Annotated in this window: 25 protein-coding genes and 1 pseudogene; 14 read left to right on the top strand and 12 right to left on the bottom strand. The window is 63.3% G+C overall.

Annotation, left to right across the window (positions count from 1 at the left end):
- Positions 1 to 27: 27 nt before the first annotated feature.
- From IEW19_RS18230 to IEW19_RS18220, 3 genes are all read right to left on the bottom strand, one after another.
- Entirely contained in the window at positions 28 to 2598 is a 2571-nt protein-coding gene (locus IEW19_RS18230; protein WP_229748571.1) for a cation-translocating P-type ATPase, read from the bottom strand.
- Positions 2595 to 3056, bottom strand: a complete 462-nt coding sequence (locus tag IEW19_RS18225) for a universal stress protein (protein ID WP_188573001.1) — start codon at positions 3054 to 3056, stop codon at positions 2595 to 2597. Before IEW19_RS18225 ends, IEW19_RS18230 begins: the two co-directional genes overlap by 4 nt.
- Positions 3057 to 3142: 86 nt before the next feature.
- Positions 3143 to 5122 carry a heavy metal translocating P-type ATPase gene (locus IEW19_RS18220; protein WP_188573000.1) on the bottom strand — a complete coding sequence of 660 codons (1980 nt, stop codon included), beginning with the start codon at positions 5120 to 5122 and terminating at the stop codon, positions 3143 to 3145.
- Positions 5123 to 5339: 217 nt separating this feature from the next.
- Between IEW19_RS18220 and IEW19_RS18215 the strand changes: the two genes are divergently transcribed.
- The 5 genes and pseudogenes from IEW19_RS18215 to IEW19_RS18195 all read left to right on the top strand — a co-directional run bounded on the left by IEW19_RS18215 (position 5340) and on the right by IEW19_RS18195 (position 7504).
- Entirely contained in the window at positions 5340 to 5558 is a 219-nt protein-coding gene (locus IEW19_RS18215) for a flavodoxin family protein (protein ID WP_188572999.1), read from the top strand.
- Positions 5559 to 5623: 65 nt separating this feature from the next.
- Positions 5624 to 5779: pseudogene (locus tag IEW19_RS23655) on the top strand (DUF5655 domain-containing protein); the annotation flags it as partial.
- A 64-nt stretch (positions 5780 to 5843) separates the two neighbouring features.
- Positions 5844 to 6314, top strand: a complete 471-nt coding sequence (locus tag IEW19_RS18205) for a GyrI-like domain-containing protein (RefSeq protein ID WP_188572998.1) — start codon at positions 5844 to 5846, stop codon at positions 6312 to 6314.
- Between the two features lie 22 nt (positions 6315 to 6336).
- Positions 6337 to 7041 carry a DUF4386 family protein gene (locus tag IEW19_RS18200; protein WP_188572997.1) on the top strand — a complete coding sequence of 235 codons (705 nt, stop codon included), beginning with the start codon at positions 6337 to 6339 and terminating at the stop codon, positions 7039 to 7041.
- Between the two features lie 190 nt (positions 7042 to 7231).
- Positions 7232 to 7504: a YegP family protein gene (locus IEW19_RS18195; protein ID WP_188572996.1), complete on the top strand. Its 273-nt coding sequence runs from the start codon at positions 7232 to 7234 to the stop codon at positions 7502 to 7504.
- A 40-nt stretch (positions 7505 to 7544) separates the two neighbouring features.
- On the opposite strand, the gene IEW19_RS18190 is transcribed toward IEW19_RS18195, so the two are convergent.
- Positions 7545 to 9002, bottom strand: coding sequence for a DUF5129 domain-containing protein (locus IEW19_RS18190; protein WP_188572995.1), 1458 nt, complete (start codon positions 9000 to 9002; stop codon positions 7545 to 7547).
- A 26-nt stretch (positions 9003 to 9028) separates the two neighbouring features.
- On the opposite strand from IEW19_RS18190, the gene IEW19_RS18185 reads away from it, so the two are divergent.
- The 4 genes from IEW19_RS18185 to IEW19_RS18170 all read left to right on the top strand — a co-directional run bounded on the left by IEW19_RS18185 (position 9029) and on the right by IEW19_RS18170 (position 12818).
- Positions 9029 to 9958, top strand: coding sequence for a universal stress protein (locus tag IEW19_RS18185; protein ID WP_188572994.1), 930 nt, complete (start codon positions 9029 to 9031; stop codon positions 9956 to 9958).
- Positions 9959 to 10157: 199 nt separating this feature from the next.
- Positions 10158 to 10991 (top strand): HNH endonuclease, encoded by an 834-nt coding sequence (locus IEW19_RS18180; protein WP_229748569.1) that lies wholly within the window; start codon positions 10158 to 10160, stop codon positions 10989 to 10991.
- Positions 10992 to 11014: 23 nt separating this feature from the next.
- Positions 11015 to 11962 (top strand): alpha/beta fold hydrolase, encoded by a 948-nt coding sequence (locus IEW19_RS18175; protein WP_188572992.1) that lies wholly within the window; start codon positions 11015 to 11017, stop codon positions 11960 to 11962.
- A 496-nt stretch (positions 11963 to 12458) separates the two neighbouring features.
- Positions 12459 to 12818, top strand: a complete 360-nt coding sequence (locus tag IEW19_RS18170) for a hypothetical protein (protein WP_188572991.1) — start codon at positions 12459 to 12461, stop codon at positions 12816 to 12818.
- A 66-nt stretch (positions 12819 to 12884) separates the two neighbouring features.
- Here the strand turns inward: IEW19_RS18170 and IEW19_RS18165 are convergent, their stop codons facing one another.
- The 4 genes from IEW19_RS18165 to IEW19_RS18155 all read right to left on the bottom strand — a co-directional run bounded on the left by IEW19_RS18165 (position 12885) and on the right by IEW19_RS18155 (position 14555).
- Positions 12885 to 13523, bottom strand: coding sequence for an SRPBCC family protein (locus IEW19_RS18165; RefSeq protein ID WP_188572990.1), 639 nt, complete (start codon positions 13521 to 13523; stop codon positions 12885 to 12887).
- A 62-nt stretch (positions 13524 to 13585) separates the two neighbouring features.
- The gene (locus IEW19_RS23965; RefSeq protein ID WP_268236288.1) at positions 13586 to 13720 is read right to left on the bottom strand and encodes a hypothetical protein; all 135 of its coding nucleotides are present in this window, start codon (positions 13718 to 13720) and stop codon (positions 13586 to 13588) included.
- Between the two features lie 6 nt (positions 13721 to 13726).
- A complete protein-coding gene (locus IEW19_RS24270) occupies positions 13727 to 13936 on the bottom strand; it encodes a hypothetical protein (protein WP_373283622.1) in 210 nt (69 codons plus the stop codon).
- A gap of 67 nt (positions 13937 to 14003) precedes the next feature.
- Positions 14004 to 14555 (bottom strand): hypothetical protein, encoded by a 552-nt coding sequence (locus IEW19_RS18155; RefSeq protein WP_188572988.1) that lies wholly within the window; start codon positions 14553 to 14555, stop codon positions 14004 to 14006.
- 1554 nt (positions 14556 to 16109) lie between these two features.
- Here IEW19_RS18155 and IEW19_RS18150 point away from each other — a divergent pair.
- Together IEW19_RS18150 and IEW19_RS18145 are read left to right on the top strand one after the other, a co-directional pair.
- Positions 16110 to 16277: a hypothetical protein gene (locus tag IEW19_RS18150; protein ID WP_188572987.1), complete on the top strand. Its 168-nt coding sequence runs from the start codon at positions 16110 to 16112 to the stop codon at positions 16275 to 16277.
- A 25-nt stretch (positions 16278 to 16302) separates the two neighbouring features.
- On the top strand, positions 16303 to 16857 hold the full coding sequence (locus IEW19_RS18145; protein WP_188572986.1) for a DUF3090 domain-containing protein: 555 nt from the start codon (positions 16303 to 16305) through the stop codon (positions 16855 to 16857).
- A 43-nt stretch (positions 16858 to 16900) separates the two neighbouring features.
- Here the strand turns inward: IEW19_RS18145 and IEW19_RS18140 are convergent, their stop codons facing one another.
- Positions 16901 to 17275: a YjgN family protein gene (locus tag IEW19_RS18140; protein ID WP_229748568.1), complete on the bottom strand. Its 375-nt coding sequence runs from the start codon at positions 17273 to 17275 to the stop codon at positions 16901 to 16903.
- A gap of 51 nt (positions 17276 to 17326) precedes the next feature.
- Here IEW19_RS18140 and IEW19_RS18135 point away from each other — a divergent pair, with 51 nt between their 5' ends.
- Positions 17327 to 17728: a DUF1016 N-terminal domain-containing protein gene (locus IEW19_RS18135; RefSeq protein ID WP_188572985.1), complete on the top strand. Its 402-nt coding sequence runs from the start codon at positions 17327 to 17329 to the stop codon at positions 17726 to 17728.
- A gap of 26 nt (positions 17729 to 17754) precedes the next feature.
- On the opposite strand, the gene IEW19_RS18130 is transcribed toward IEW19_RS18135, so the two are convergent.
- A complete protein-coding gene (locus tag IEW19_RS18130; protein WP_188572984.1) occupies positions 17755 to 18015 on the bottom strand; it encodes a type II toxin-antitoxin system RelE family toxin in 261 nt (86 codons plus the stop codon).
- Positions 18012 to 18260 (bottom strand): type II toxin-antitoxin system Phd/YefM family antitoxin, encoded by a 249-nt coding sequence (locus IEW19_RS18125; protein ID WP_188572983.1) that lies wholly within the window; start codon positions 18258 to 18260, stop codon positions 18012 to 18014. Before IEW19_RS18125 ends, IEW19_RS18130 begins: the two co-directional genes overlap by 4 nt.
- Positions 18261 to 19431: 1171 nt before the next feature.
- On the opposite strand from IEW19_RS18125, the gene IEW19_RS18120 reads away from it, so the two are divergent.
- Both IEW19_RS18120 and IEW19_RS18115 read left to right on the top strand, forming a co-directional pair.
- A complete protein-coding gene (locus IEW19_RS18120; RefSeq protein WP_188572982.1) occupies positions 19432 to 22077 on the top strand; it encodes a cold shock domain-containing protein in 2646 nt (881 codons plus the stop codon).
- Between the two features lie 258 nt (positions 22078 to 22335).
- On the top strand, positions 22336 to 22674 hold the full coding sequence (locus IEW19_RS18115; protein ID WP_188572981.1) for a hypothetical protein: 339 nt from the start codon (positions 22336 to 22338) through the stop codon (positions 22672 to 22674).
- 87 nt (positions 22675 to 22761) lie between these two features.
- On the opposite strand, the gene IEW19_RS18110 is transcribed toward IEW19_RS18115, so the two are convergent.
- Positions 22762 to 24696: a zinc-ribbon domain-containing protein gene (locus IEW19_RS18110; RefSeq protein ID WP_188572980.1), complete on the bottom strand. Its 1935-nt coding sequence runs from the start codon at positions 24694 to 24696 to the stop codon at positions 22762 to 22764.
- Positions 24697 to 24734: the final 38 nt, after the last annotated feature.

Here is a 24734-nt window from a genome sequence, read left to right as displayed (position 1 = left end):
CCCCCTGGGCAGGCAGAGGCTTTGGTCCTAGCTGCGTTTTTGGTCCCAGCTGTACCGCAGGCGGGCACGGACAGCCTTGTGGATCCAGTCCGCCAGCAGGACAGCAGGCATGGCAAGCAGCGCCAGCAGCAGGCACGTCGCCGGCGGCGGCGCCTGCCCCAGCAACGCTGAAACGTAGGGCACATATAGGCAGACAGCCAGGATGGCCAGTTCAGCCAGCACGGCCCACAGCAGCAGCCGGTTGGTTCCCCAGCCCAGCACCCACGGCGGCACCGTTGCGCTCCGGCAGGCAAAAGCGTTGGCAACCTGTGCCAGCACGACGGTGGCAAAGGCGGCGCCGGAGGCAGCCATCAGAAGCCCCGTCTCGGGAACGTTGCCGCGGGTCCAGCCGCCCGCTGCCAGGACAGCGGAGAACACCGCCATCTCCATAACGGCCTCCACCGGGCCCAGGATGCAGAAGACCCGGATGATCAGCTGCCGGTCCATCAGGTGCCTGCGCTCGGGTGGGCTGGCAAGGACGCGACTGCCGGGCGGCTCGGCGCCAAGGGCCAGCGCCGGCAGCAGGTCGGTGCCGATGTCCAGGGCAAGTATTTGAAGGACACCCAGGGCAAGCGGGAACTGGCCGCCGGAGAGTGCCCAGATGACGAAGGGGGTCAGTTCGGCCACATTGTCGGTGAGGTGGTAGGTGAGGAACCGGTGGATGTTGGCGTAGGTGGCCCTGCCCTGCTCGATGGCCGCCACGATGGTGCCGAAATGGTCATCGAGGAGGACCAGGTCCGAGGCTTCGCGCGCCACGTCGGTGCCGCTGCGTCCCATGGCCACGCCAATGTCCGCTTCTCGCAGGGCGGGGCCATCGTTGACGCCGTCTCCGGTCATGGCCACCACATGCCCCCTGGACTGCAGCGCCTTGGCGACGCGCAGCTTCTGCTCGGGCGAGACCCTGCTGACCACCACGCCATCTCGGTCCAGGAGCGCCCCGAGCATCTGCTCGTCCTCCGGCAGGTCCGTGCCTTCCACGACGCACTCCGGGGATCCGATCAGGCCGATCTGCCTGGCAATGGCCGCCGCCGTGGCCGGATGGTCTCCGGTGATCATTGCAACCTTAACGCCGGCCTGCCGTGCCTTGCCGATCACCTCGCTGACATCCGGCCTGGGCGGATCCTGCAGTCCGATCAAGCCCAGCAACTCCATTGCCGTTTCGAGTTCCCCGGCGGGACTGGACTGCCAGGAAGATGCTTCCCCAAGGCGCCGCCGGGCCACGGCAATGACCCGCAGGCCCCGGGACGCCATGGCCTCCACCTGGTCCCTCACCGCCCCGGGCACGGATGCACAGGCCGGCAGCACGGTTTCGGGGGCACCTTTGCACAGCAGGTCCCGTCCCACGATGGCGGACTCCCTCCGCCGCACCGGGTCGAACGGCAGGCGGCGGGAAGGGACGGGCCCGGATTCAGTGCCTGTCAGCCTGCGGGCAAGGACATCCATCGCCGCTTCCATCGGATCGCCCTGGGCGCGCCATTGCCCCCCGTGCAGTTCCGCCCGGCCCTGGGATGCGGCGCGCGCCGCGAGCGCAGCTTCAGCGGCCCTTTCCACTCCGCGCCCGTGGATTTCCGCTTCGGGCGCATAGCCTTCGCCCGCTATCTGGACAGACCCGGCCGCAGTGAAGACCTCGACGGCGTTCATGCGGTTCTGGGTCAGGGTGCCTGTTTTGTCGGTGCAAATGAAGGTGGTGGACCCGAGGGTTTCCACTGCTTCAAGGTTGCGGACCAGCGCATCGCGGGAGGCCATTCGTTGTGCACCCATGGCCAGGGACAGTGTCACGATGGGCAGGAGCCCTTCCGGGACCAGCGCCACGGCAACCCCGATGGCGAAGAGGAATGAATCGCGCCATTGGAACCCCACCAGCAGCGATGCCAGGTAGAAAAGGGCTGCGATGCCCAACGCCATGAACGCGGTGACCCGGACGATCCGGCGCAGTTCCATGGACAACGGCGTGGGGGGAGAAACCGCTTTGCTGGTCAGGGCTGCTATGTCGGCCAGCCTGGTCCTGGCGCCGGTTGCCGAGACGGCTGCTTCGGCGTAGCCGTTCACCAGGAAGGTGCCGCCCCAGGCTGCGTCGCCTGCAGCCTTGGGCACGGCTTCGCTTTCGCCCGTCAGCATCGATTCGTCCACCTCGCAGGCCGCGGCCGAGAGAAGCAGGATGTCGGCGGGGACGCGGTCCCCGGCGGTGAGCAGAACGACGTCGTCAACCACCAGTTCGCTGCTGTGGACCTTGCGTGTCTTCCCGTCCCGCCGGACCACTACATCGGCAGGCAGCAGGCCGCGCAACTTTGCGGCGGCATGCTGGGCGCGTTCCTGCTGGATGTGGGCGAACACACCGTTGACCACGACGACGACGACAATGGCCACCGCCAGCTGCGGCATCCCGGCAATGAACGCGAGCCCGGCGGCGCACCACAGCATGAGGGCAAAGAAGTGCGTCATCTCGCCCCAGAGCTTCCGCCATTGCGGGACGGGTTTTTCCGCCGGCAGCAGGTTGGGCCCTGCCTGCCTCAGGAGTTGCGCAGCCTGTTCAGAGCTGAGGCCCTCAGCGGTCCTCACACAGCGTCCGCCTCCTGCCCCACCAGGAGCACCGGGCAGTTGGAGTGGGCCGCGCATGCCTTGCTGACCGAGCCCATGGACGACTTGAGCAGCCCGCCCTCCCCATGCCTTCCAACCACCAGCATCTGGCCCCGCCGGCTCTCCTCCACCAGCACCTTTGCCGGCGGCCCGAACTTAACGGTCACGTCGATGTTTTCCGGCCGGTCCGCGGAAAAGGCCCGGCCAAGGGCATCCTCGACCAGGCGCCCGGCGGCATCCTCCAGCCTGGCGGTGAACTGCCGGTCGGCACCTTCCAGGCGCGATGTCACCAGGTAGTCCGGCATCCCGACGCATGAGATGACCTCAAGCCGGGCGCCAAGGCGCGCTGCCAGCGTGCCGGCGTAACGGAGGGCTGCGGAGGAGTACTCAGAGCCGTCAACACCCACGATGACGGGCTTTGTACCTGTTTCTGCGTTCATGGGCACCACGATCCCGGCTGGGGGGTGCGGTGGGAAGGGCCAAAAGTCATGCAGGCGCGGTGCCTGGATTGCCCGGGCTGTGGGGCTCAGCCGGACGTGGCCGGCCGGGGCGGCGGTGCCGGTTTCAGGTCAGTCCCGGGTTTCCAGTCGGCGCCGTGCAGCGCCCGCAAACCGTTCAGGATGGTGGCCAGGTCCACCAGCTCCTGCAGGAGGGCGCCGGCGACGGCGGGAATGAATCCCGTCATGGCTATGGCCATCAATACAAGGCTGAGGCCTATTCCGGTCCAGATACTCACCAAGGCCACTGCCACGGTCCGTTTTCCGATCGCCACGGCCTGGGCCACTTTGGACACGTCATCGAGCATGACCACCACGTCAGCCGATTCGCTGGCCGCGGTGGCGCCCTTGGCACCCATCGCGATTCCCACGTCCGCCGCTGCAAGGACGGGCGCGTCGTTGACGCCGTCGCCTACCATCAGGACCGGCCGTTCCTGGATCGCTGCCACCGTGTTGACCTTGTCCTCAGGAAGGCATTCAGCCTGGACGCGGCCGATCCCCGCTTCCTCGGCAATGTGGGCAGCCGTAGCGTGGGCATCCCCCGTTAGCAGCATGGTGTTCCGGACGCCGAGGCTGCGCAAACGCGCGAGGGTGTCCACTGCATTGCGGCGCAATGGATCCTTCATGACCAGCGCACCGGCGTACTGGCCGTCCACCGCTACGTGGACGGCCAGTTGCCCGCCGTGTACTGCCGCCTCGCGGAATCCGGTCGACAAACTCCGGACCAGGGCGGCTTTGCCCACCACCACCCCCTGGCCGTCGCACACAGCTTCCACCCCGTGGGTGGCGCTTTCCGTCGCCTGCTGCACCGGCAGGAGGCTCAGGTTGGCTGCCTTGGCGGCGTCGATCACGGAGGCTGCCAGCACATGCGAGGAGTACTGCTCCGCGGAGGCAGCCAACTGCAGGATCCTTTGGTTGCCCAGGGCTTCCCCTTGGCCGGGTGCCACCCGGATCTCGTCCAGGACGGGGCGCCCGGATGTCAGCGTTCCGGTCTTGTCAAAGACGGCAGTCTGCGCCTTCGCCAGCTGCTCGAGAGTCCGGGTGTTCTTGATGATGATGCCCTTATGGGCCGCCTGGCTGGTACCGGCCAGGAACGCCACGGGCGCGGCGATGAGGAGCGGGCAGGGCGTGGCCACCACCAGGACCTGGGCAAAGCGGAGCGGCTCACCGGACAGGAACCAGGCCGTTCCGGCCATGGCCAAGGCCAGGAGGGTGAAGGGCACGGCGTAGCGGTCAGCGAGCCGGACCACGGGAGCGCGGCTGTTGGACGCCTCCTCAACCAGGGCGATGATGCGGCTGTACTGGGAGTCGGCCGCGGTGGCCGCAGCCCGCATGCGGATGGCTGCCTCACCGTTAACCGAGCCGCTGAGCAGCAGTTGCCCCCTGCTGCGCTCCACCGGCAGGCTTTCGCCTGTCAGCGATGACTCGTCAAGGCTCGCTGAATCGGACAGGAGTTCGCCGTCAACGGGTACCAGCTCTGAGGGCCGGACCACCAGCACGTCCCCCGGCGCTACTTCACCGATCGGGGTGTCCTCGAGGACTGCGCCGGCTCCTTCGCGGTGGGCGAAGCGGGGAGCCCGGTCCAGCAGGGACCGCAGTTCACGGGCTGCACATCCCTGGGCAAAGTTCTCCAGTGACTCACCGCCCGTGAGCATCAGGATGACCACCAGCGCGGCGAGGTACTCGCCCACCGCCACCGTGCTGCCAATCGCCATCAGGGCCAAAAGATCGATTCCCCAGCGTCCCTCCCGCAGGGACCGGACCATGCCTGCCGAACGCACCACCACGATGACGGCGGCATAGGCGGACGCAAGGACGCGGACCTGCAGTTCCAGGCCGAGCTGCAGCAGCACCAGCGTGGCAAGGAGGACCAGGCAGGTCACTGCGACGACGGGATACCGCCTGACGAAGGCCCACGCCTTCTCCACGGGCGATTTGGCCGGTCCCTCAGCGTCCAGGCTGCCGGGGCTTCCGCCGGTTGCCGTGGGCGGGGCGGCCTGCCTCCTCATTCAGGGCACTTCCTCATGCAGGGCACTTCGGCACGGGGCGGTAACGGTCATCGCACATAAGGCCGAACCTACCCTGATGCCGGCGGCCGGGCTAGGGCATTTGGGCCCCGGCCCGTTAGCCGGCCATTCCCATCGCACGACCTTTGGCCCTGCCCCCGTTCCGGGCCCGGCGGCACGGTTGAGGGCCCAACATGCCCACGCGGACCGGGAGCTCCTCATGAAAGCCGTCGTCCTCTACGACACCGCGTATGGGAACACCAGGACCATAGCCGAGTCCGCGGCATCGAAGCTGGGGCGCGGCGCGGCTGCTGTTCCGGTTGACGGTTTCGATGCCGGCGCCCTGCACCCGGGTGACCTGCTCGTCGACGGCGAGGCAGAGCGGGCAGCGGAGTGGGCTGCCGGTCTTGTGGCCTCGAGGGGCAGCGGCACGGAATAGGCGGGGCCGCCTGACTCTGGCGGCCCGGGGTCTACGTCAAATCCTCCGTTCCGCTCGTCCTCTCCCTCGCGCTGCCGCGGATGCTGGATTCGCCGCGGTTCAAGGAGATCGCCCATCCCTCCGCTGGAATCTGGATGCGCCATCTGGAGCTCACGGACAGCTCCCAACTCGACGCCGAGGTTCGTGCCTGGATGCTGGAGGCGTATGGCGCTGCGGGCTGACCACGGGGCCCCTTAGAGTCCTATGGCCCTTTCATCCAGATGGCGGAATGGCGAGGCTGATGCCATGAATGAAAATGGGCAGCAGCCACGAAAGATCCACCTTTCCGAACAACCCGTCGCCGTGGTCCGCGAGCGCGTACCCATGGACGCGCTGACAAGCTTCTTCGGCCGCGCCTTCGGCGCCGTCATGGCAGCGGTCCAGCTGCAGGGCGCCAGCCCGGCCGGGCCGCCCTTCGCGCGTTACTTTGGCATGCCGGGCGAAACGGTGGACGTCGAAGCCGGGTTCCCCATCGTCGGGAACTTCCAGGGAACAGGCGAAGTGGCCGGCGGCGCGCTTCCTGACACGGATGCCTTCGAAGCGATCCACACCGGCCCTTATGACACCCTGGGCACCACCTACAACGCCATCAGGGAAAGCATGGAAGCGGAGGGCGCCGCCCCCGCGGACACCATGTGGGAGTACTACCTGAGCGATCCGGAAAAGCAGCCGGATCCGGCAACGTGGCAGACCAGGGTCATCTGGCCGGTGGCCTGAGGCGGCCGTCTGAAGCCGGCATATGAAGCCCGGAATTGCCGACCAGGGCGGCTGGAAGCTCCTCTATCTCGTCGCCGGGTTGTCGTCGATCCTGTTTGTGCTCCTGTTGGTGGCTGCCTTGGTACTCGACTTCATCGCTCCTCCGCCGGTGCACGGCGGAGCCGCGACCCTCGAGTTCATTGCCGCCAACAAGCCGAACTATGTGGCCGAGCAGGTCCTGTGGATCCTGCCGAATGTCCTGCCGGTGCTTGTTTTTGCAGCCCTGTTCGTGGCTCTCTCGGAATTTCGGAGGAGCCTGCCCCTGATAGCGCTGGTCTTCGGGGCCCTTCCATGGGCACTGCTGCTTGCGGTGCCTGTCAGCAGCAGGGGCTCGCTTAACCTGGTGTACCTGAGCGACCGCTTCATGGCTGCCGGGACCGACGAAGAACGCAGTGCCTACGCCGCCGCCGCTGAAGCCATCATTGCCGAGAACAACACTCCTGCCGTCGTCGGCGCCTTGTCAGCGCTCGGAATCCTGCTCATGGGATTGGCCATGCTGAAAGCCCGGACAGCTCCTCACCCGCGGTACCTGGCGTGGCTTGGCATTGGCACGGGAGCCTTGGGGGTGGTCAGCGAGGTCCTCCGCCACGTGGCCCCCGACTTCTATTGGGGCTACGGGATCCTGCTGTGGGTGTGGTTCATCGCCACGGGAATCGCGCTGATCCGTTTGTCCCGCATGGTCACTTAGCCTGCCCGGGCCATGTGATCAGGGTCTTTGGTCCCTAAAAGCCGGGCGGGGTCCTTTGAGAGGGTGGTTAAGGCCGGAAGATGCACCGTGGCTGGGGTTGTGCGTCCCCGGATTGCTGGCCCGGAAGTGGGCCAGCCAACCGCCCTCGTCAACGTCGACGGAGGCAGGACCTTTGAGGAGAACAAGGCTTATGTCAGGTACGTTCGAACTGTTTGTTGATGAAGAATCGCAGATCCGGTTCCGGCTTGTAATGCCCGACGGGCACGTACTGGCGGTTTCCGGACAGTTCACCGACAAACAGGCGGCGGCCGCGGCGATCGAAGAGGTACGCGAATGCGCGGGAACCGGTCTGATCCGGGACGTGGCACCGCCGCCGCCAAGCATTCACCTTGCCTCCACGCCGCACCCGCGCTACGCCATTCGGCGCGGAGCGCGCAGGCTCGGTTCCCTCGGCGTCGCCTGACTGCTTGTCCCACGATGGTGCCTTTGAGAGGCAATGGGCACTAGAAACCTGAGGAACTGCCGGAGCCGGAGAAGCTTCCGCCGCTGCTCCCATAGCCGGTGGTGCTCCCGCCACCCCTTGCGGAGTTGACGCTGCTGACACCGGTGTTGAAACCGGAGCTGAAGGTGGCGACGGAGAAGAACTGGTACGACGGATACACCGTGCCCAGGATGCTCGGTTCGTAGGTCCGCTGCCTGCGATGGTCCATGCCCCCGTGTGCCGTCTCCATCTGCTCGCGCATCAGGCGCGCCTCGCGGTCATTCCTGGCAAACCCCTGGATGACGGTTTCCGCGTGGTTCTCCAGGAGCTCCGAAAGCCGCGAGCGCGACTCATAGAGCCTGTCCAGCGCCTGTTCCGGCGTGATGCGTCCCTCGCCCAATTCTGCCGTCCACCGCTCGATCCCGCGCAGGCTTTCATCCCGGAAGGACCGCAGTGCCGTGGCGGTGGCGGAGTCCCCCTGCCCGTGGCGTTTGCTCAGAAGCTGCTCCAGCCCGGCCAGATCCTGGCGGAAGGGCGCGAGCTGCCGGTCCCAGGCCGTGGGCCAGGTGTCCGCGCGGTTCAGTAAAGCGTTGCTGTCGGCGATGACGTCGTCGAGGGCGTCCAACTCGGCCGCACTGTCCGCGTACTGCCGCGCGAGCTTGAGGTTCTTCCTGCTGCTCAGTGCCCGTTTGCCCAACGCGTGCACCCGGTTGGACAGCTCTGTGGCAGCGGCGTAGCGGCTCAGGAACGTGCGGTGTTTCTCCAGGACCTGGCTGCCATAGCGGGATGATTCGGGGATGGTGCCGGCGTTCAGTTCCATGACGTCCAACTCCATGCTGACGTTGGAGTAGCTGCGGTCCCCGCGTTGGATCTGCTTGCGGCATGCGTTCGTGGTCACGGCACGGGCAATGAGCCATGCGGCCGCGCCCGCAGCCGCGATTGCCCCGCCGACCCAGGCCGTGATCAGGAAAGCAGCGGACCTGTACCAGGGCTGGTTGATGAGCTCTGCGGCCCGGTGAATGCCGGCCACCGTGCCGTCGGTCCACTGTGCGTCACGGAAGAGTTCCTTGGAGGCGTCCTGAATGTCGCTGCGTTGCTCCAGGGACACCTTCCGGTCCTCGCCCATATACGTGCCCGCGTGGCGTCCCACCGGGTCTAGCGCGAAAATGAACAACCCGTCGGCCCACTTTTGCCCATCTGCACTGATCCACTCGGGGTGCTTGGACCGGGCGAACTTCAGGACCTCCTCATTGAGGTTGTCCTCAGCCTTTCCGTTGTACGTGAAAAGGGCAACGCGGGTGGGCTCATAGAACTGGATGCGTTCGACGGCGGGTATCAGCGTGTTTTGGTCAAGCACACCTGCGGTGTCCTCCACGATGACGGCAGCCGGCGGCACAGCAGTGCCTGGTGCTGCGACCCCCAGTAGAAGGGCAACCAGGGCGAGCACGATCACGGCACTCCGACTCAGCACGCTGCCCATATCCCTCCCCACTGCCTAGAATCAGGATGGAACCAGGAAGCGGGCCCGCCAAGGGGCCGAAGGTCCCGCTGGTGAAGGTCGGTCCGGTCAAGGAGCGCGTTCACGTGGCACAGGATTTAAGGTCCATTGTTGTCGGCTACGACGGTTCGGATGAGGCCGCGGCCGCCGTCCGCTGGGCAGCGCGGCATGCCCGGGCCACGGCCTGCCCCCTGCTTGTGGTGCATTGTTCGCTGTGGCCACTGCTGACCAGGCACCTGGGTCCGGTTCCCGGCGTGTCAGGCAGCGGGCTGGAGCAGTCGGCGCAGTCCATCCTTGATGAGGGCGTGGCGCACGCGGCAGCGGAGGTACAGGGGCTGGAGGTGGGGAGTACGCTGCTCCACGGACTGCCGGCACAGCATCTGGCCGGGATCTCCGCCGGTGAAAAGATGCTGGTTGTCGGCAGCCGCGGCCTGGGCGGCTTCCTTGGCCTCCTGGTGGGATCCGTGAGCCTGGAACTGGCGGCGACTGCCAGCTGCCCTGTCGCCGTGATCCGGCACAACCTCCACCCGGACGGGCCCATCGTCGCCGCCGTCGACGCCTCAGGTTCTCCCTCGGCGCTGGGAGATGCGTGCGTCCTGGCAACGGCGTCGAACGCGCGCCTCACGGTGGTCCACGTCCGCCACCAGCCGCCGGGCTACCGGCAGCCGGCAGGGCAGGACGCCGCGGCCGGCGCCCAAAAAGTCCTCACGGAAGCCGTGCGCCGCGCGGGCGCACTGGCTCCTGCACTTTCCGTTGACGGCAGGCTGCTCACGGACAGTTCCATCCCGCACGCCATCCTCCAAGCCGCCGAAAACGCCCGGATAGTGGTGATGGGTTCCCAAGGCCGCGGCATCCTCAGGGAAACCATCGGTTCCACAGCCCATGCGGTCCTGCACCATGCCCACGGGCCCGTCCTCATTTCCCGGCACGGCAGGTGAAGCGGTGCAAGCAGCGATGCCATCTGCGGCGCTGAAGCCGGCACCGGGGAGGAGATGGCCTTCGTGGACGACGGCGGCAACTTGGGCGAGAATGGAACCTCGGATGAGGACAGTACCCTGCACGGGTTTGGGGTCGACGGCGAATGGTGGGGTTTGGTCTGCAGTGGCTGCGGTAATTCTCCGGTGTGATGCAAACACCTTGCGCCGCTGGGACTACCGTGCCGCCGTCGAGCACGTTGCGGAGTCGGGCACGGTCTTTGAGCGCTGGCGCCTTGGTTTCTGCGCTGACATCCGGCCGGGGACGGAGGCCTGGGTTTTGCTGCAGGGCGGCAACGACATAGGCAGCGGCCTGATCGGGCACGGGTTCGTGGCGTCGGAGCCCTACCAGGCTGCCGCAGAAGCAGATCCCGACGCCACCGATTGGTTCATCGCGGTAGCTTTCGACGCCCTTCTCCCGTTGGGTGAACACCTGCGTCCCAGCACCCTTGGCCACGCCATCCCGGGCATCCGTTGGGCAGGGGCCACCGGCCCGTCACTGGTGGCCATGCCGCCGTCGTCCGAGCCTGTCCTGCGCCGGCTGTGGCGGGATTACGGGCCCACGACGGCGGATCCCGCCGAGGTGGCCGCCGGAACCTTGCCGCCGGGCGCGGTCAGCAATGTCCAGGTGAACCGCTACGAGCGGGACCCTGACGCGCGGCGCGCCTGCCTGGCCTTCCATGGCACGTCGTGCGCCGCCTGCGGCTTCTCCTTCGAGTCCACCTATGGCGGTAGTGGCGCAGGAGCGGTGGCTGTGCACCACGTAGTGCCGCCGGCGATGCTTGACAGCGCATATCAGCTCGACCCCATAGCCGACCTCATTCCGCTGTGCCACAACTGCCATGCTGTGGCCCACGGGGTGACGCAGCCGCGCAGCGTATCGGAACTCCGGAGCATCATCTCCGCCTTCGGCCATATGAGGGGTGAGGTTCTCAGCGATCTGGCACTTCAGGCCCAAGATGATGCGCGGCGGATACTCGAGGGCGGCCAGGCGTAGGATCCCTGGACTATCTTGGGACCATGGCAGAGACGGGCCGGAAAGAGTACGGGGTTGACCCTGAGGACTTTGGTTCTGCCCGGATGGATGCGGCCGCCCTGCTGGATGCGGAGTTGGGGGACGTTGACTGGTCGGTCCCGCCGCCGGGTGCGGTGCACTTCACCATCGATGCTCCCAGCGGCAAGCTCGCAGCCATGGCGTTGGGCAATCCCAATGATCCCTGCGTCCTGTTGGTACCCGGCGCCACGGGGTCCAAAGAGGATTTTTCCCTCATGATGCCCGATCTCGCCGACGCCGGCTACCTCGCGCTCACGTACGACCTGGCCGGCCAGTACCAGTCAGCAGGTGCGGGCCCGGAAAACCTGGTGCCACCCAGGAAGCACTATGACTACCGGCTTTTCGTGGATGACTTCCTGGCGGTCATGGAAACCGCACCCACCCCTGTCCACGTGGTGGCGTATTCCTTCGCCGGCATCGTCGCCCAGCTTGCCTACGTGGAGCGGCCCGGGACCTTCAGGTCCCTCACCCTGTTGGGTTGCCCGCCGGAGCCCGGCCAGGGTTTCAGGGGCGTGAACCGCATTGGCCGCTTCAGCACGTGGGTGAACGGCAGGGCCGGCGCTGCCCTCCTGATTTGGGGAATCCGCAGTGGCAGGGTGGTGCATGTACCGCCGGGCAGGCAGCGGTTCGTCAATTACCGTTTCCGTTTCACCCGCCGGGCTTCCGTCCGGGATATCTACACCCTCATGCAGAACGTTCCCGATCTTCGGCAAAAGCTCGCCGAGGCCCCGCTTCCCAAGTTCGTGGCCGTTGGGGAGCATGACCTGTGGCCGCTCCAGTTGCACCGGCTGTTCGCCCAGGCCATCCGTGCCCGGATCGGGGTCTACAGGGGTGGCCACAGTCCCTGCGAAACATCCCCGCACGAGTTCAGCCGCGACCTCATGGTCCTTTACGCGAAAGGCGAAGAGGCATAGCGCAGCCAGCGGCTCACCGCAATCCTCATTGGGAGTTCCATTCCCCTAACTTCCCAAGAGGGGTGCCATTAGGGAGTTACATTCACCGGAAATTGCGGAGGTGTATTGACTCGTGATGCCTCAACTCTCTTTCATCTTGAACGGCCGGTGATTATCGTTTAACCAAGCGCATCATGGTCATGAATAAGGCCGCAAATGATCCGCTTTCTTAGCCGGTACCAGCCAGTCCGGACAGGTACCGGGACCAAGGGACAATGCTGGGCCCCACTGAAAACCAGGCAACACAGACTCCTGGTCGGGCAGCGCTTCAGGGAAGGCGTCCGCAAGAAGCCAACCGGCGGCCACCATTGGTGCCCGGAGAGGCACGGACGGACCCCAATCTGCACAGGTTAATTACGGCGAGGACATTCGCGCGACGTCAATTCCGTTCGCGGATTTTCCCCCTTTGCCCGCGCCTGTACAACAAAGATCCAAAGTCACCCAGTTGGAATCACTCATGAACAAAATACCTCGCAAATTCGGATTGTCCCTGCTTGTCAGTACTTTGGCGCTGGGCGGTACCGCACTCACGGCAGGAGCGGCATCGGCCGACGACGGTCAAAGCAAAGTCCTTCACAGCAGCAACAGCAGCCACTCCGACCACGACCACGGCAGCTGGGAGCACGATTCACGCAACGGATATTGGGATGGATACGGCCGCTTCCACAACAAGCACGACCACCATGGATGGCGAGACGACAACAACAACTGGCGCGGAGACGATGACTACAACGGCAGGTGGCACGGCGGGGATGGTTGCGACCACGACCGCCATGGCCACTGGGACCATGACGGCCACTACCACCACGACAGGTAGCGGGTGACGGCCGGGCACAAACCGACCCGCACAGACCGGTGAGGCAGCGGCTCCTTCTCCGCTGCCTCACCATGCCGGCGGCCGGCCAGGCCCCGGCTGCAGGGGGACCGTTTCGGCACGCTCGCGGATATTGAAAAGCATCCTGCGCATCATCCAGATGTCACCGAATTCCACGAGCACAGAGGAGGCAAGTGCCGGCGGGCTCCACCGGTAACGGAAGCGGACGCGGCTGATGAGCCGCGTTGAATTCCCCGCAACCGGGTCGAGTTGCCACGTCCAGCTGGTATCCCCCGGTGTGCCCCAGACCATGGACGTGGGCGGTTCCATCGCGTGGACCGGGAGTCCGTGTTTGCCGTCCGGACTCATCGGCACGATGTCGCCCACCCCCAGGTTCTGCAGTTCCGGAATGATGCGCCGTGCGCTTGGCCGCCCGAGGTTATCGAGGATGTCGTAGCTGTACCAGCCGCCGCGGGTAAGTCCTGCCTGGACCAGCCAAGGCCAGATCCTCTCCGGCGGTGCGGCGATGGTGATCGCCCTCGTGGCATTGAAGGTGGGGTTGGGCACAAGGTCGTCGCCGGGAAGCCGCCGGGAGACCTCTTCGGGCAGCGCACCCCAGGTCAGCTGCCACGGGCGGACATAGCGGATGTACGTGAGAGCCGCGGCCGCGGTTAGGGTCACCATGATCACGCGTCCGGTGGATCGCATCAGCCCAGTCTTGGGGTCGCGTCTGGCCAGCACCAGAGCCGAATGTCCCGCCACGGGCAGCTTCAGCGGCCACCGAGCCCGTGCAGGATGGCGGCTGCCCAGTGTGCCCCGTTCGTCAGGCTCACGAGGACCACGGCCGGAACGCCCAGCGCCCACGCCGCGCGCCGCCGTCGTGCCTGGCTTTTATGGTCAGGCACTTCGGTTCAACAATGACGACGACGCCAGCCACCGTCACCGGGAAGCCCACCCCCGGCAGTGAGCAGCTTTGAGGCGCGTGCCTCTTCACGCGCCGCCTTAGAGAGGTGCCGGGTCTTTCTCCCGGCAACCATGAGCGTCCGGCCAGCCACCCGGACAGGCTGGGCCGAGTGGTTTTTCGTGTTGACGGGGAAGACCCCGCCAGGCTGGATCAGCACATGGTCGATGTCCGACGAGCCTGTCCCGACGGGGACGGCGTGGAGCGCCGCCGTAGACAATGACGGATCAGGGACCTGCAGATCCGGCGGCGTCCTGGATCTTCCGCAGTGTGGCGGGGCTGGCCGCTATCTCGATGGCTCCACCGTCCGAGTCGAGGTTCATGATCCGGAAACCCGGTGGCAGTCCCTGCTGGGTGTCTTTGTGTTGCGGCCGCCGCGGAGGGGACACGACGCGCAGACCCGTGAGGGCCTTGCTCCGGCCGGTGGGCGCCAGGGTGTCGTGTACGGCGGGCTGGAAGTTGATCCACCCTGCGGCAGTGCTGGCGATGCCCGTCTCCCACGTCCACCTCAAGGAACCGGGCGGGGCTCCCGGATACCGCAGGAACATGAGTGCCTGGCCGTTCCCCTCGAGCGGGGCAGCGGTCTCACGGAACCCCTGTGACACGAAGAAGAGGCCGCCACCGAGGAGGAGGCCGTAAAAGATTGCGTTCGCCAGGGCGTCGTCGAGCCCGCCTCCAGTGATCAGACTGGCAACCAGGATTATGGCACCAACGGCCGCGCCCACCAGCGTGGCCTTGAGGCCGGGATGCTTGGCGCCCCACTCCCTCATGCTGGTCATAGTAGGCGGCCTCCCGGAACGGGCATAGAGTCTGCGCCTCACTATCACCCGGCCCGCGCTTGCACGGCGTGCAGAACCGGTTTTCAGGGGAGAATAGTCAGCGGCTTCATCCTTGCTGCGCATGAAGTTCTGGTAACAGTTGCGGTTGGATGTGCCGCCCTGTTGTTCCGTCCCGTGTCATCGCACCAATCCAAAGCGTACGGGACAGCCTTGACGGAGGCTTCCCCAGGAGCGGCCTGCGTCGGGACCTCGAACCGGAAGGTGAAGCCGCCCGCGTCAGTCATGGGGGCAGTTTCGGTCATGACTATCGACCCGGTTGCGTCGGTAAGTGTGACCTGGACGAGGGCGTTTTCGCCGTAGCGGGGGTTGCAGTGGGCATCCCCGGCCTGTACAAGGACGACCTCGCCGGCTTTCGCCTGCGAAGGGCTCACCGCATAGTCAGGTGGGAAACAAGGAGGCTCCGCCGTCGAGGGCGGCCCCGCGCAGGCGGACGAAGCCAAGGACAGAATGCAGCCCAGGGCTGCCTGCAACCTGACCAGTCGGGGTTGTGCCCTGGAATTTCCCGCTGCAAGGAGCACCATTGGGCCATTATGCAGGCGCTGGGATGGTGCCGTTGCGCGCCGGCATATTTGTCGCCATACCGTTGCCGCAGCCGGTAGGCCACCGGGTTCGCCGTCCACCTAGAATTCCCTCATGCACATGGGTCGGGTGATCGCGGGGAGTGCGCTGTTGCTGGCATGCGGGCTGCCAACCACCGGCTGCAGCGTGGTATGCCCGGCCTCCGGATACGCCGCCATCATTACCGTCAATGTCGAGGGAAACGCCGCCGCTGTTGACGAGGTGCAACTGTGCAGCGACCAAGGCTGCTCGGAGCGGCAACCCGACCACGGGCCGGCCGTGCCCGTGAAGTCGGTGCAGCCAACTTATCCAGGCACCACGGCCCCAAACCATGCCGCTTCCACCACTCCCGCGGCTGCCTTCCTTGGGACAAGGACCGACGCCGATACTTGGGCATTCAGCATCTCCCAGCGCGGGCTGCCGGCGCACGTTACGGTCCGTGCCCTGGCAGTTGGGGGGCTGTGCTTACCGAACAGGAAAAAGACCTTACCTGGACCAGGGTCGGCGGGTCTGAACAATGTGGCGGCCCAGTCACCACTCCCCCGATCCCGCTCCGAGTTGGTTAAGGGATGTTCGCGGGTCCCATTGTCACCACTCTTGCGCGAAACCTGTGGATTAACGTGGGCTAGCGTTCAGGAAACAGCCCTACCGTGGTGGGTAAGGCCGGCGGCGCCGGTATCCGTCTGAGACCGCGGATGCCGAACAGTCCGCCGCCGGCCACCGGCCTGCCGGCCCGCTGGGCCATGTCAGGGCGTCGCCGTACCGCCGCAGGGCAAGCGGCTGCAGAATGACGAAAAGCGCGCTCAGCGAACGGGGCGCGCCTCTTCCGTGCCCCCAGGCATTTGCCCCTCCTGCTGATTCCTGCCTGTGCGAAATTCCGGCTCCGGTGCGGAGTTGCGCCTGGGTCTTCCAGCTCCACCGTCCTAGACTTTCGCCATGCATCCCTTAGTGGCGATCGGCTTGGTGTTCCTCACCGGGCTTGCCTGGATGGGCACTGTCCTGACGTTGTTGGTGTCCCTCTCCAAAGCCCAACGGCAGGCCCCGGCTGAAGCCCACTCTGGCGATGTGCCGCTGCGTTGCGGTGCGTCGCCGGCAGAGCCGTGAACCTCATGTCGCCTAAGATACTGGCATGCCTACACGTGTTCATGAGTTTTCCTGGCCCGATCGGGTCGTCATCGGCACCATTGGCGTTCCGGGGGCGCGTACGTTCTACCTGCAGGTACGCGCAGGTAGCCAAATCGTGAGTATCGCCCTTGAGAAGCAACAGTCGGCCCTGCTCGCCGAGAAAATTGACGACATCCTGGACCAACTCCTCGCCCTCGAGGGCAACCCCTTCAGCGTTCCCACGGGTACTCCCATTGAATTGGTCGACAACGATCAGCTCGAGGCCGTTCAGGAGCAGTTTCGAACCGGTGCCGTGAGCTTGGGTTGGGACCCAACGACGGCGCAGGTGGTCATAGAGGCATACCCGGTCACCGACGTCGAAGATGGAAACGACGACGAATCACTTGACCAGGACGGCGTCGAAGTGCCCGAAATGCTGCTTGTGCGGATGCCAGTGGGTACCGCCCGCGCATTCACCAAGCGCACACGTGAGGTGGTGGGCGCAGGGCGTCCCATATGCCCGCTCTGCGGATCCCCAATGGACGCCGACGGGCATACCTGCACTCCTCCCGAAGCCTGATGCCGGCACGCGACCTGCTGAATCTCGGTGCAGGGCCTCGTGTTTACGCATAGACGGTGTTTTCAACTTTCCACTGCATCAGCCTTGGGTAGACCCAGAAGGTGTAGATGCCTAGTGTGATGATGCTCAGGAGCAGCCATTTGATCCAGAGGCCAAAGATCCCCCATCCCGTTCCAATGAAACGGAGCTGTCGGCCGCTGAGATAGGTGTTCTCGGCCCTCCACCGCTCCACCAGCACAACGGCGAATGGATAGCAGATGCCAAGGGTACAGATTACGATGACGGCACCCAGCAGCTGAGTGCCTAACCACGAGGCGGCACCGCCGCGAAACTGGTAAATCTGGTTCCCAGCACCGCTGCGTGCGTAACCGGTCGAAGAAGGAACTTGCCCAAAAGCGGGCTGGCTGTTAATCGTCAAAGGATCCCCCAAAAGAATTCGCTCGAGTGTGAACGTTCAAACTGTAAACGGATGGGCGGACAATCAACGCACTGTGACGTCTACTCCGGATTCTGGATCCGAGCTGCTTCCAGCATTCCGGGCGGAGACAAGCCGTCAGGGCTGGGGGCAAAAGTCATCGATCGGTTGTCCGCGGATCTGAAGGCCCGGTTCCACGCAGCCACCGGATTCTCGCCCCGCAATCTCAAGTACATGCGCGCCTTCGCTGAGGCTTGGCCAGCCGAGGCAATTGTGCAAGCGCCGCTTGCACAATTGCCCTGGTACCACCGGCTCGCGCTGCTTCAGAAGCTCAGCGATAAGGAAAGCCGCCTCTGGTACGCGGCGGCCGCCGTCGAACACGGCTGGTCCCGGAACGTCCTGGTCCATCACATCGACACTAAGCGCGCACGCATCAGTCGCCGAGCTACCACGTAGCGACGTTTGCCTGCGGTTGACGGCCCTCACTTCTGGTAAATGTCCCGGCGATGCCCTAGGTTGACGACCACTACCAAGAGAACGTCGTCCTGGATGGTGTAGATGATCCGGTAGTCACCCACACGGACCCGATAACCTGGACGGCCGCTCAAGGCAATTGCTTTGGGCGGCCGTGGGTCTTGGCCCAGGAGCGCAATAGCACCTTGAATGCGCTCTTTGTCCTCGGGATGAATTTTCTTGAGTGCGCGGATGGCCGCAGGTCTTAGCTCAATCCGGTATGGACTCATGCCCAGCCCAGGTCCGCCTTCACTTGTACCCAGGGAATGTTATCGCCTTCTTCCGCCATTGCTGCATCGAACGCCGCAATGTCCTCGACTTCTTCCAGGGCTTCAACCATCTGCTCGTAGCGCTCTGGCGATACGAGCACGGCTGCCCTATGCCCGCGGCGTTCAATGAATACCGGCTCAGAGCCAGCTTTCTCGATGAGCTCCGGTAGGTGTGAGCGCGCGTCAGTGATGTTGATGGTCGCCATGAAATAAATGTACATCTGCTAGCAACAGATGTACATCTACTGCATGCGAGACGAGGAGGAGAAGAAGGGTGTGAGACCGCGACCTGGTTGGCGGTAACCGCCAAGCTGCCGACCGCGAGATTCCGCGAGCAATGCTCTCAATCATTCTTCAGACCTGCCCGTGCTAGTTGGCGAAATCGTAGTGCCTTGCCCCCCTTTATGCCTGTCACCGAAGCGGACGTTACCTGAAATCGATGGAGATCACTAGGCGCGATGTGAGCTTCCGCGCAACTTGAGCCTATTCCAGACAAAGAGAACCCCACCGCAGACGATTTGATCTGAAGCGGGTTCCAGGGAAACATTCGGCTTTTCAGTCCGGCTCGTTCCAGCAGACCTCCTCAACATGAGGAACTGGCGGTGCAGATAGTCGCTCCCTTCAGAATGAACGACGGCGTCTACCGCTTCGCCAGCCACGTCCATCCCCAAAATTGAGCCGGAAGGATGCAATCGACGCCTCAAGCTTGTCCTGCCTGCTGGAAGGGCAATCATGATCTTGTCCCGAACGGCGACAGCCAGAGGCCATCCCTTAGGAGGAATCGCAATATTCCAAAGCCGGTCTGCGGCGATCGACATTTCCGGATTCGCTCCAAAAGACGGACTAGGTAAGGAATCAGAGAATTCAAGGCCCTTGCTTGAGTCGAACGGTATGACAGCGGAGCCGTTTTTCTTCCGAAAATCCCGTGGGCTCAGACAGGATAATTCGGTTTTCAAGAAGGACGGCGAAAGCTGTTCGATTGAAATTACGGTACTGGAGGAATGCTAGGAACGCGAGGTCAGGCTGCTCCTGCGGCAGAACAAGAGGTAAGAGCACCGCCTCGTTCTCAGTGTAGACACCCTTAGCACCTAACGGCAGCACGGATCATACTCAACCCCAAATCCACCAGTGCGACTGCCTGATTGGACTCCAACCAGGCTGCCATCGCCTCCGCAGCCTAGTTAAAGGTGGGTCCCGACCAAGCTACGATTTTCCACGAAAGTGGGCTCAAGTCAGATTGACAAAATCAGCTTAGACTCTTCGTGAACTGACACGAAAGACGAAAGCAAAGTAAAAGACAAGTAGGCTCGGGCCTCCAATAGGCCTGTCCCCGCAGAGCTGCGGGGCAGATCAAAAGTGCCTCCGAAGGAGTATTGAATGAGCTCGCAGCAAATATATGCTCTGGTCGATGCATTTGAGCGTGATGTGAGGGAGCTGCTCACACGTTACGTGGTGCCCGATCTTGAAGAGAGCGAAATATTTGGCACATCCCTCGCCGATCTTGTGGCAAGACGCGATGCAGACCCCGCAGGACACGACAACGAACTCGTCGAATATCTCGATCTTCGCCCAGCCTATGACCTCCTCAACTCCCATCGGGGACTCCTCCCGTCCGACGTGGCCCGGGATACCCGCGAGTTAACGAATGAGCTGGAAGTCGTCGTTCCCATTCGGCATAGGGTCATGCACAGTAGGCCGCTGGCTCCAGGCGACCGCGAGCAAATACTTTCCTCATTGGTTAAGTTCAGCCATCGATACTGGAAGCGAACCGCCCGCATCATTGATGCGATAAAGGCAGATGCATCATGGCTTCCGGCAGACGCACTCAAGCCGCTTGAGGACAAGATTCGTCACAATCTTCCTCAGTCTGAGTACGACGAGACGGGCCTCCTCGGTAGGGACGCTGAAGTAACCAAAATTTGCAGCGACCTGAAGCGCAAACGGGATTCAGTAATTACTCTTTGTGGCGAGGGGGGAATCGGGAAGACCGCGCTTGCAGTCGAGGTGGCGTACAGTCTACTCGACGATCCCGACGAGCCCTTTGATCTCATCCTTTGGGCATCGCTCAAAACCGAGCGGCTAACAGGGGCCGGAGTGCAGACCCTAAACAACGCCGCTGCCTCGCTGGTGGGTATCACGGAGCAGCTGGGCTTGGCAGTCAAGAACGACTTCGCCGGCGGGATTGCGGAGCTGAGCGCGACTCTTGAGGGCTTCACACCGCTAATCGTCATCGACAACTTAGAAACGATAAGCGGCGATGATTTCATCAAACTCTACGAAGGACTACCGGACCAAGTTTCATACTTGGTTACCAGCCGAGAAGGCATAGGGCAACTGGAGCGAAGGGTTCCAGTCGGGCCGCTTTCTGAACAAGCGGCTCTGCGCCTGCTCAACCAACTCATCAAATTCCGTAGTGTCGGTTCCTTGTCTCACATCAGTTCTGAGGCTCGGGTCAACATCGTCCGTCAACTTCGATGCTCTCCTTTGGCCATAAGGTGGTTCATTTTGGCAACGGAGGCCGGAAATCAGCCGTTGGATACGATACGACACCAAGACCAGTTGCTGGACTACTGCGTTCGCTCCGTGTACGACAACCTGTCGGACGGTGCGGTCAACGCGTTCATTGCGATGGAGGCCCTCAAACGTCCCGTGACCCCGGACGACCTCGTACTACTGCTAGAGCTCAGTGTCGACGGAGTAAATACAGCTCTCAAGGAGCTTTCTCGAGGTTCCTTGGTCAAGTCCCAAGTTGTCGGCGACAGCTCCATGGTGACGCTAATCGAACTTACTGAAACGGCCCGAAGGTTCGCCGGCTCGATGGTCCCGCGCGACCACCCTGTAAGGGGGCTGGTACAACAAAATGAGTCGAAATTCCTACGAGACGAAGAAGTCCGGGTAAATGACGAGACGACCAGGAAACTCGGCCCGAATACGGTCCGAGTCCGCGTGGAAACCGATGCTCCGTCTGCTCACTTCCTACGACGTGCCCTCAGCGAATCCCGGAAGGGATCATTCGATGAATCGTTCAGATTGATCGAAGAAGCGAAGAGGCTCAATCCGGAATTTTGGGAAGTTCATCGAGTCGAAGGCTTCGTTCATGCTAAGACGGGCAACAAATTAGCCGCACGTGAAAGTTACGTCGCCGCCTACGACCTCACGTCATTGCCGGAACACCGGGCGATCGTCTCACACTTTCTCGCAGGGCATCTCGCGAGGAATATGAAGGACAGTGACGCCGCGCTGCCGTACGCGCGACACGCACACGATGTCCTGCATATTCCGGACACCGCTGCCAGCCTAGGCTCCACCTTGGTCTGGCAGAAGCAATATGACGAGGGCATCGACTTTCTGGAACATGCCGTGAAATCGGCTGAAGGCCAAATCCGCCTGATCGCTGTCACCGCCCTCACGGACGCTTATTGCCGGCGCGCGGAAGCGGCCTTGGCCGAGGACCGCAATCCTGTCCAAGCAGCGTTTGACGCCATCTGCGCTTATGGGCTCGCCTCCGATGAAATCAACCGAGGAATCGCCGATACCAAGATTCGCGATGCCGCGTGTGACGCCGCATCGGCCGCAGTTAGGTATCTCGCAACGGCCGAAAGGCTAGGCAATGAAGTGGATGCCGCTGCTGAGTTTTACGACAAACTTGCAGATCGCATGGGGCAATTAAAAGCCTCTGACCGTTGGCAGTACCTCAGGAACGCAGTCCTCAAACAACTGGTTGCACACGACTCGTACGCTCTACGCAGGCTGGTTAGATCCATCAATGCAGTCGATGCCGAGAGTTCCGCCCGCGCAGACTCTGATTCTGCGGACAGGCGACGAGGGGTCATTCGGCGGCTGAAGGGTGGCTTCGGGTTTATTGAAGACGAAAGCTCAAAAGAGAGCATCTATTTTCACAAGACGGGTCTTGTCGGAGGAATCTACTTCTCGAGCTTAGTCGAGGGAATGCAGGTCCAGTTTCGGCACAGTACGGAAGAGAACGGGAAATCGCGCGCAGAAGACGTCGAACTGCTCGTATGACGCTGTCCAGCTGGTAGTCCGGCAAAGTCCCGCTCTAACACCGGCTACAACAACTAAGCCGTGGCCGACGGCGACATATGTCCCCAGGACGAGCTGGAGCTGGTCCGGAAGGACTCGGCTCCTTCGTCCGCGCCTTCGACTTCCTCTCCCAGATTTACGACTACACCGACACGCATCTGGAGAAGCGCTCGGTCGACAAGCTCCTGCTTCCGGTTCTCAGCGTGAACGACTTGAAGGTGGCCCTGGGCCTCCCGGGCTGTGCTGGCCAAGTATGCGCTCAAGGACGGGGGTGAAACCCGGCTGCAGCCCTCCGGCGATGATGCGCTGCTGAATCCAGCCGCCGAGGTCGGCCCCGGGCAGGAGGTGAAGGAGCCTGTCCTGGCTACTTGGGAAGAGATCATCCAGCAGGCTAACTGCCGTTTGGAGGCGAGGAGCTGGACGCCAAGGGACACTTGGTTGAAGGTGCGCGGCGAGCTGGTGAACGAGACGCCGCAGAAGCAGGCGCAGAACAGCTCCCGGGGCTACTTTGGCAGCAGCCCGCTCCTGCGGGCCTTCAGGCTCTGGGCGAGGTCCAGGAGTGTCTGGGTTATCAGTTAAGGTGCGGTGGCGGCCGCCTTATAGTTCTGGAGGAGCCCAGGATCTTCGGGCATCAGTCGCTTTTGGCGCGCCAAGTGTCCGACTCCGCTATTCTGTGTTTGCAAGCCGCGACTTTTGAGCAGCGATGCGCTTGTCCCACCCTTGACGCCCGCGGGTATTCTTTCTTTGCCCTGCGGCTACACGGTCGGCCGGCGAACACTCGGTGCAGCCTCCTGCCCTCCGTCGGTTGACCACACTACGGAGCTGTGTGTAGCCGTATTTGCACGTCCATGCCCACTTGCCCGCGCCAGGGACCAGAGTTTCGGGACCGCACCCATTTTTTTCATGGTCCCAGTCCTTGATGAGTTCAGGTTCTTTGGTAGCGAGGTCACTCACGCCCTGAACCAAGCGTCGTCCTGATTCCACAGGGCAGCTTATTTTCTCTTGGCTGCACATGTATGCAGGAGTGCTCGGAAATGCGTGTCCGCGGGGGCAGACCCACCACACCGTGTTCTCGGACCCAGGCTTTATCTTGTCCGGCGTCAATGGTTCATTCTTTGCCCAGTCCCACCAGGCGGCAACATCGGGGCGGACAGTTGAGAGGTCATTGGTCCCGGGAATTAGATTCTTGCCGTTGCATTCCTGGCAGCTTCCGCCGGCTTGGATCAGTTTCGCCGGTTTCCGGCTAAATCTGTGTCCATTTGGACATCGAAGGTGTATGACGGTGGTGGCATTTCCTGCAGAAACAGCGGTCGGTTTCAGGTTGCCGTTGGCCTCGTAGTCCCACATGGCCGCCAGCTCGGGGTGAGTCGTGGCCAGGTCGTTGTAGCCAGCCAGAACGCCCCTGGCCGCGCAGAATCGGCACCCGGTCCCATGGATGGTCCGGTTGGTCACGTAGGCTTGGTAGTGGTGTCCGAGTTGATCTTTCCATCCCACTTTGCCGTTGTAGCCGGGTCCGATCATGTACGGGGTCATATCTCCGTTGGCGTCCTGGTCCCATTCGAGGGCAAACTGTGGCATGACGTCTCCGAGAGAGTTGTATCCCGGAACGATCCTTTGGCCGCTGCAGATGGAACAGTGGAATCCATCGTCGCCTGCGCGGCGTGCCTTGGCCTTGCGCCAGCTTTGCACATGGCCGCGTGTGCAGATTAGCAGTTTTTCTGCTTTTGGATCAGCAAGCGGTACGGCAAAGCGGTCATTCCACCACTGGTCGTCGCTTCTATTGCTGGTCCTCAGGCAGTCCAGATACCGCCACATAGGCTCCAGCGGATAATTCGCCGTCCTCCCCTCCAGGCCCGTTCCTAGAAGCGGCTCGAAGCTTCCGGTTCCCTTGTCCCCGAGTTGGGTGGTCCGATACCAAACGAAGGCCGGACGTAGCAACAGCCATGCCTGGTCAATAACCGCCCAACTTACCCGGGGTACTTTACGGGCAATGACCTCAGCGAGTATCTGGTACCCCTGACGGAAGGTGACCTCGCTATCTACCAGTTGTTGGTGCAGGCCGTCGTCAGTCAGGACCTCGACCAACGCCACTGCCAACGGAAGGTCGCTGGGTGCGGGTGCGCCGCGGTACCGGCACCGCTTCGCAGATGAGATGCGGGAGAAAACTTCGTTCACAATGCGCCAGATGGTTCGGCCCGAAGCGATGAGTTCTTCAAGGCGGACAGCAGCGTCAAGCACAGCATGGCAAACAAATTGGCTATGATACGAGGCCGGCAACGCCGGGCGGCCGGGTAGCTGTCTTTTGGGTGCGGCGCTGGGCCCGATCCACGATTGGTGTTTCCGGCAGACTAGTGGTCGTTCCGCCGGTTCGAGTTCCACGATGTCTCCCGCAGCGCATTTCTGACAGGCATGCCAGGAAAGGGGTGCGACGGCTCCGCGGGTGCGCGTGGAGCTCTTCAATGTGAGCTCTTGGGGGCCAAGCGCGGCCATTCGCCGGCACAGACCGTAGAGTTCCTGTGCGGTCTCTTCATAGGTCGCTTTGCCTGAATTGGTACGCCGGACTCCTGCGGCAGCCACACCCCAGAGGTACTGTGTTTCCATTCCAAGGCGTCTTCCTGTTCTCCCGGCGAAGCTGATGA

It is taken from the genome of Arthrobacter liuii (assembly GCF_014639275.1).
Classification (GTDB): domain Bacteria; phylum Actinomycetota; class Actinomycetes; order Actinomycetales; family Micrococcaceae; genus Arthrobacter; species Arthrobacter liuii.
The sequence above is the reverse complement of the archived record's forward strand: the minus strand, read 5'-3'. Positions and strand labels throughout refer to the sequence as shown.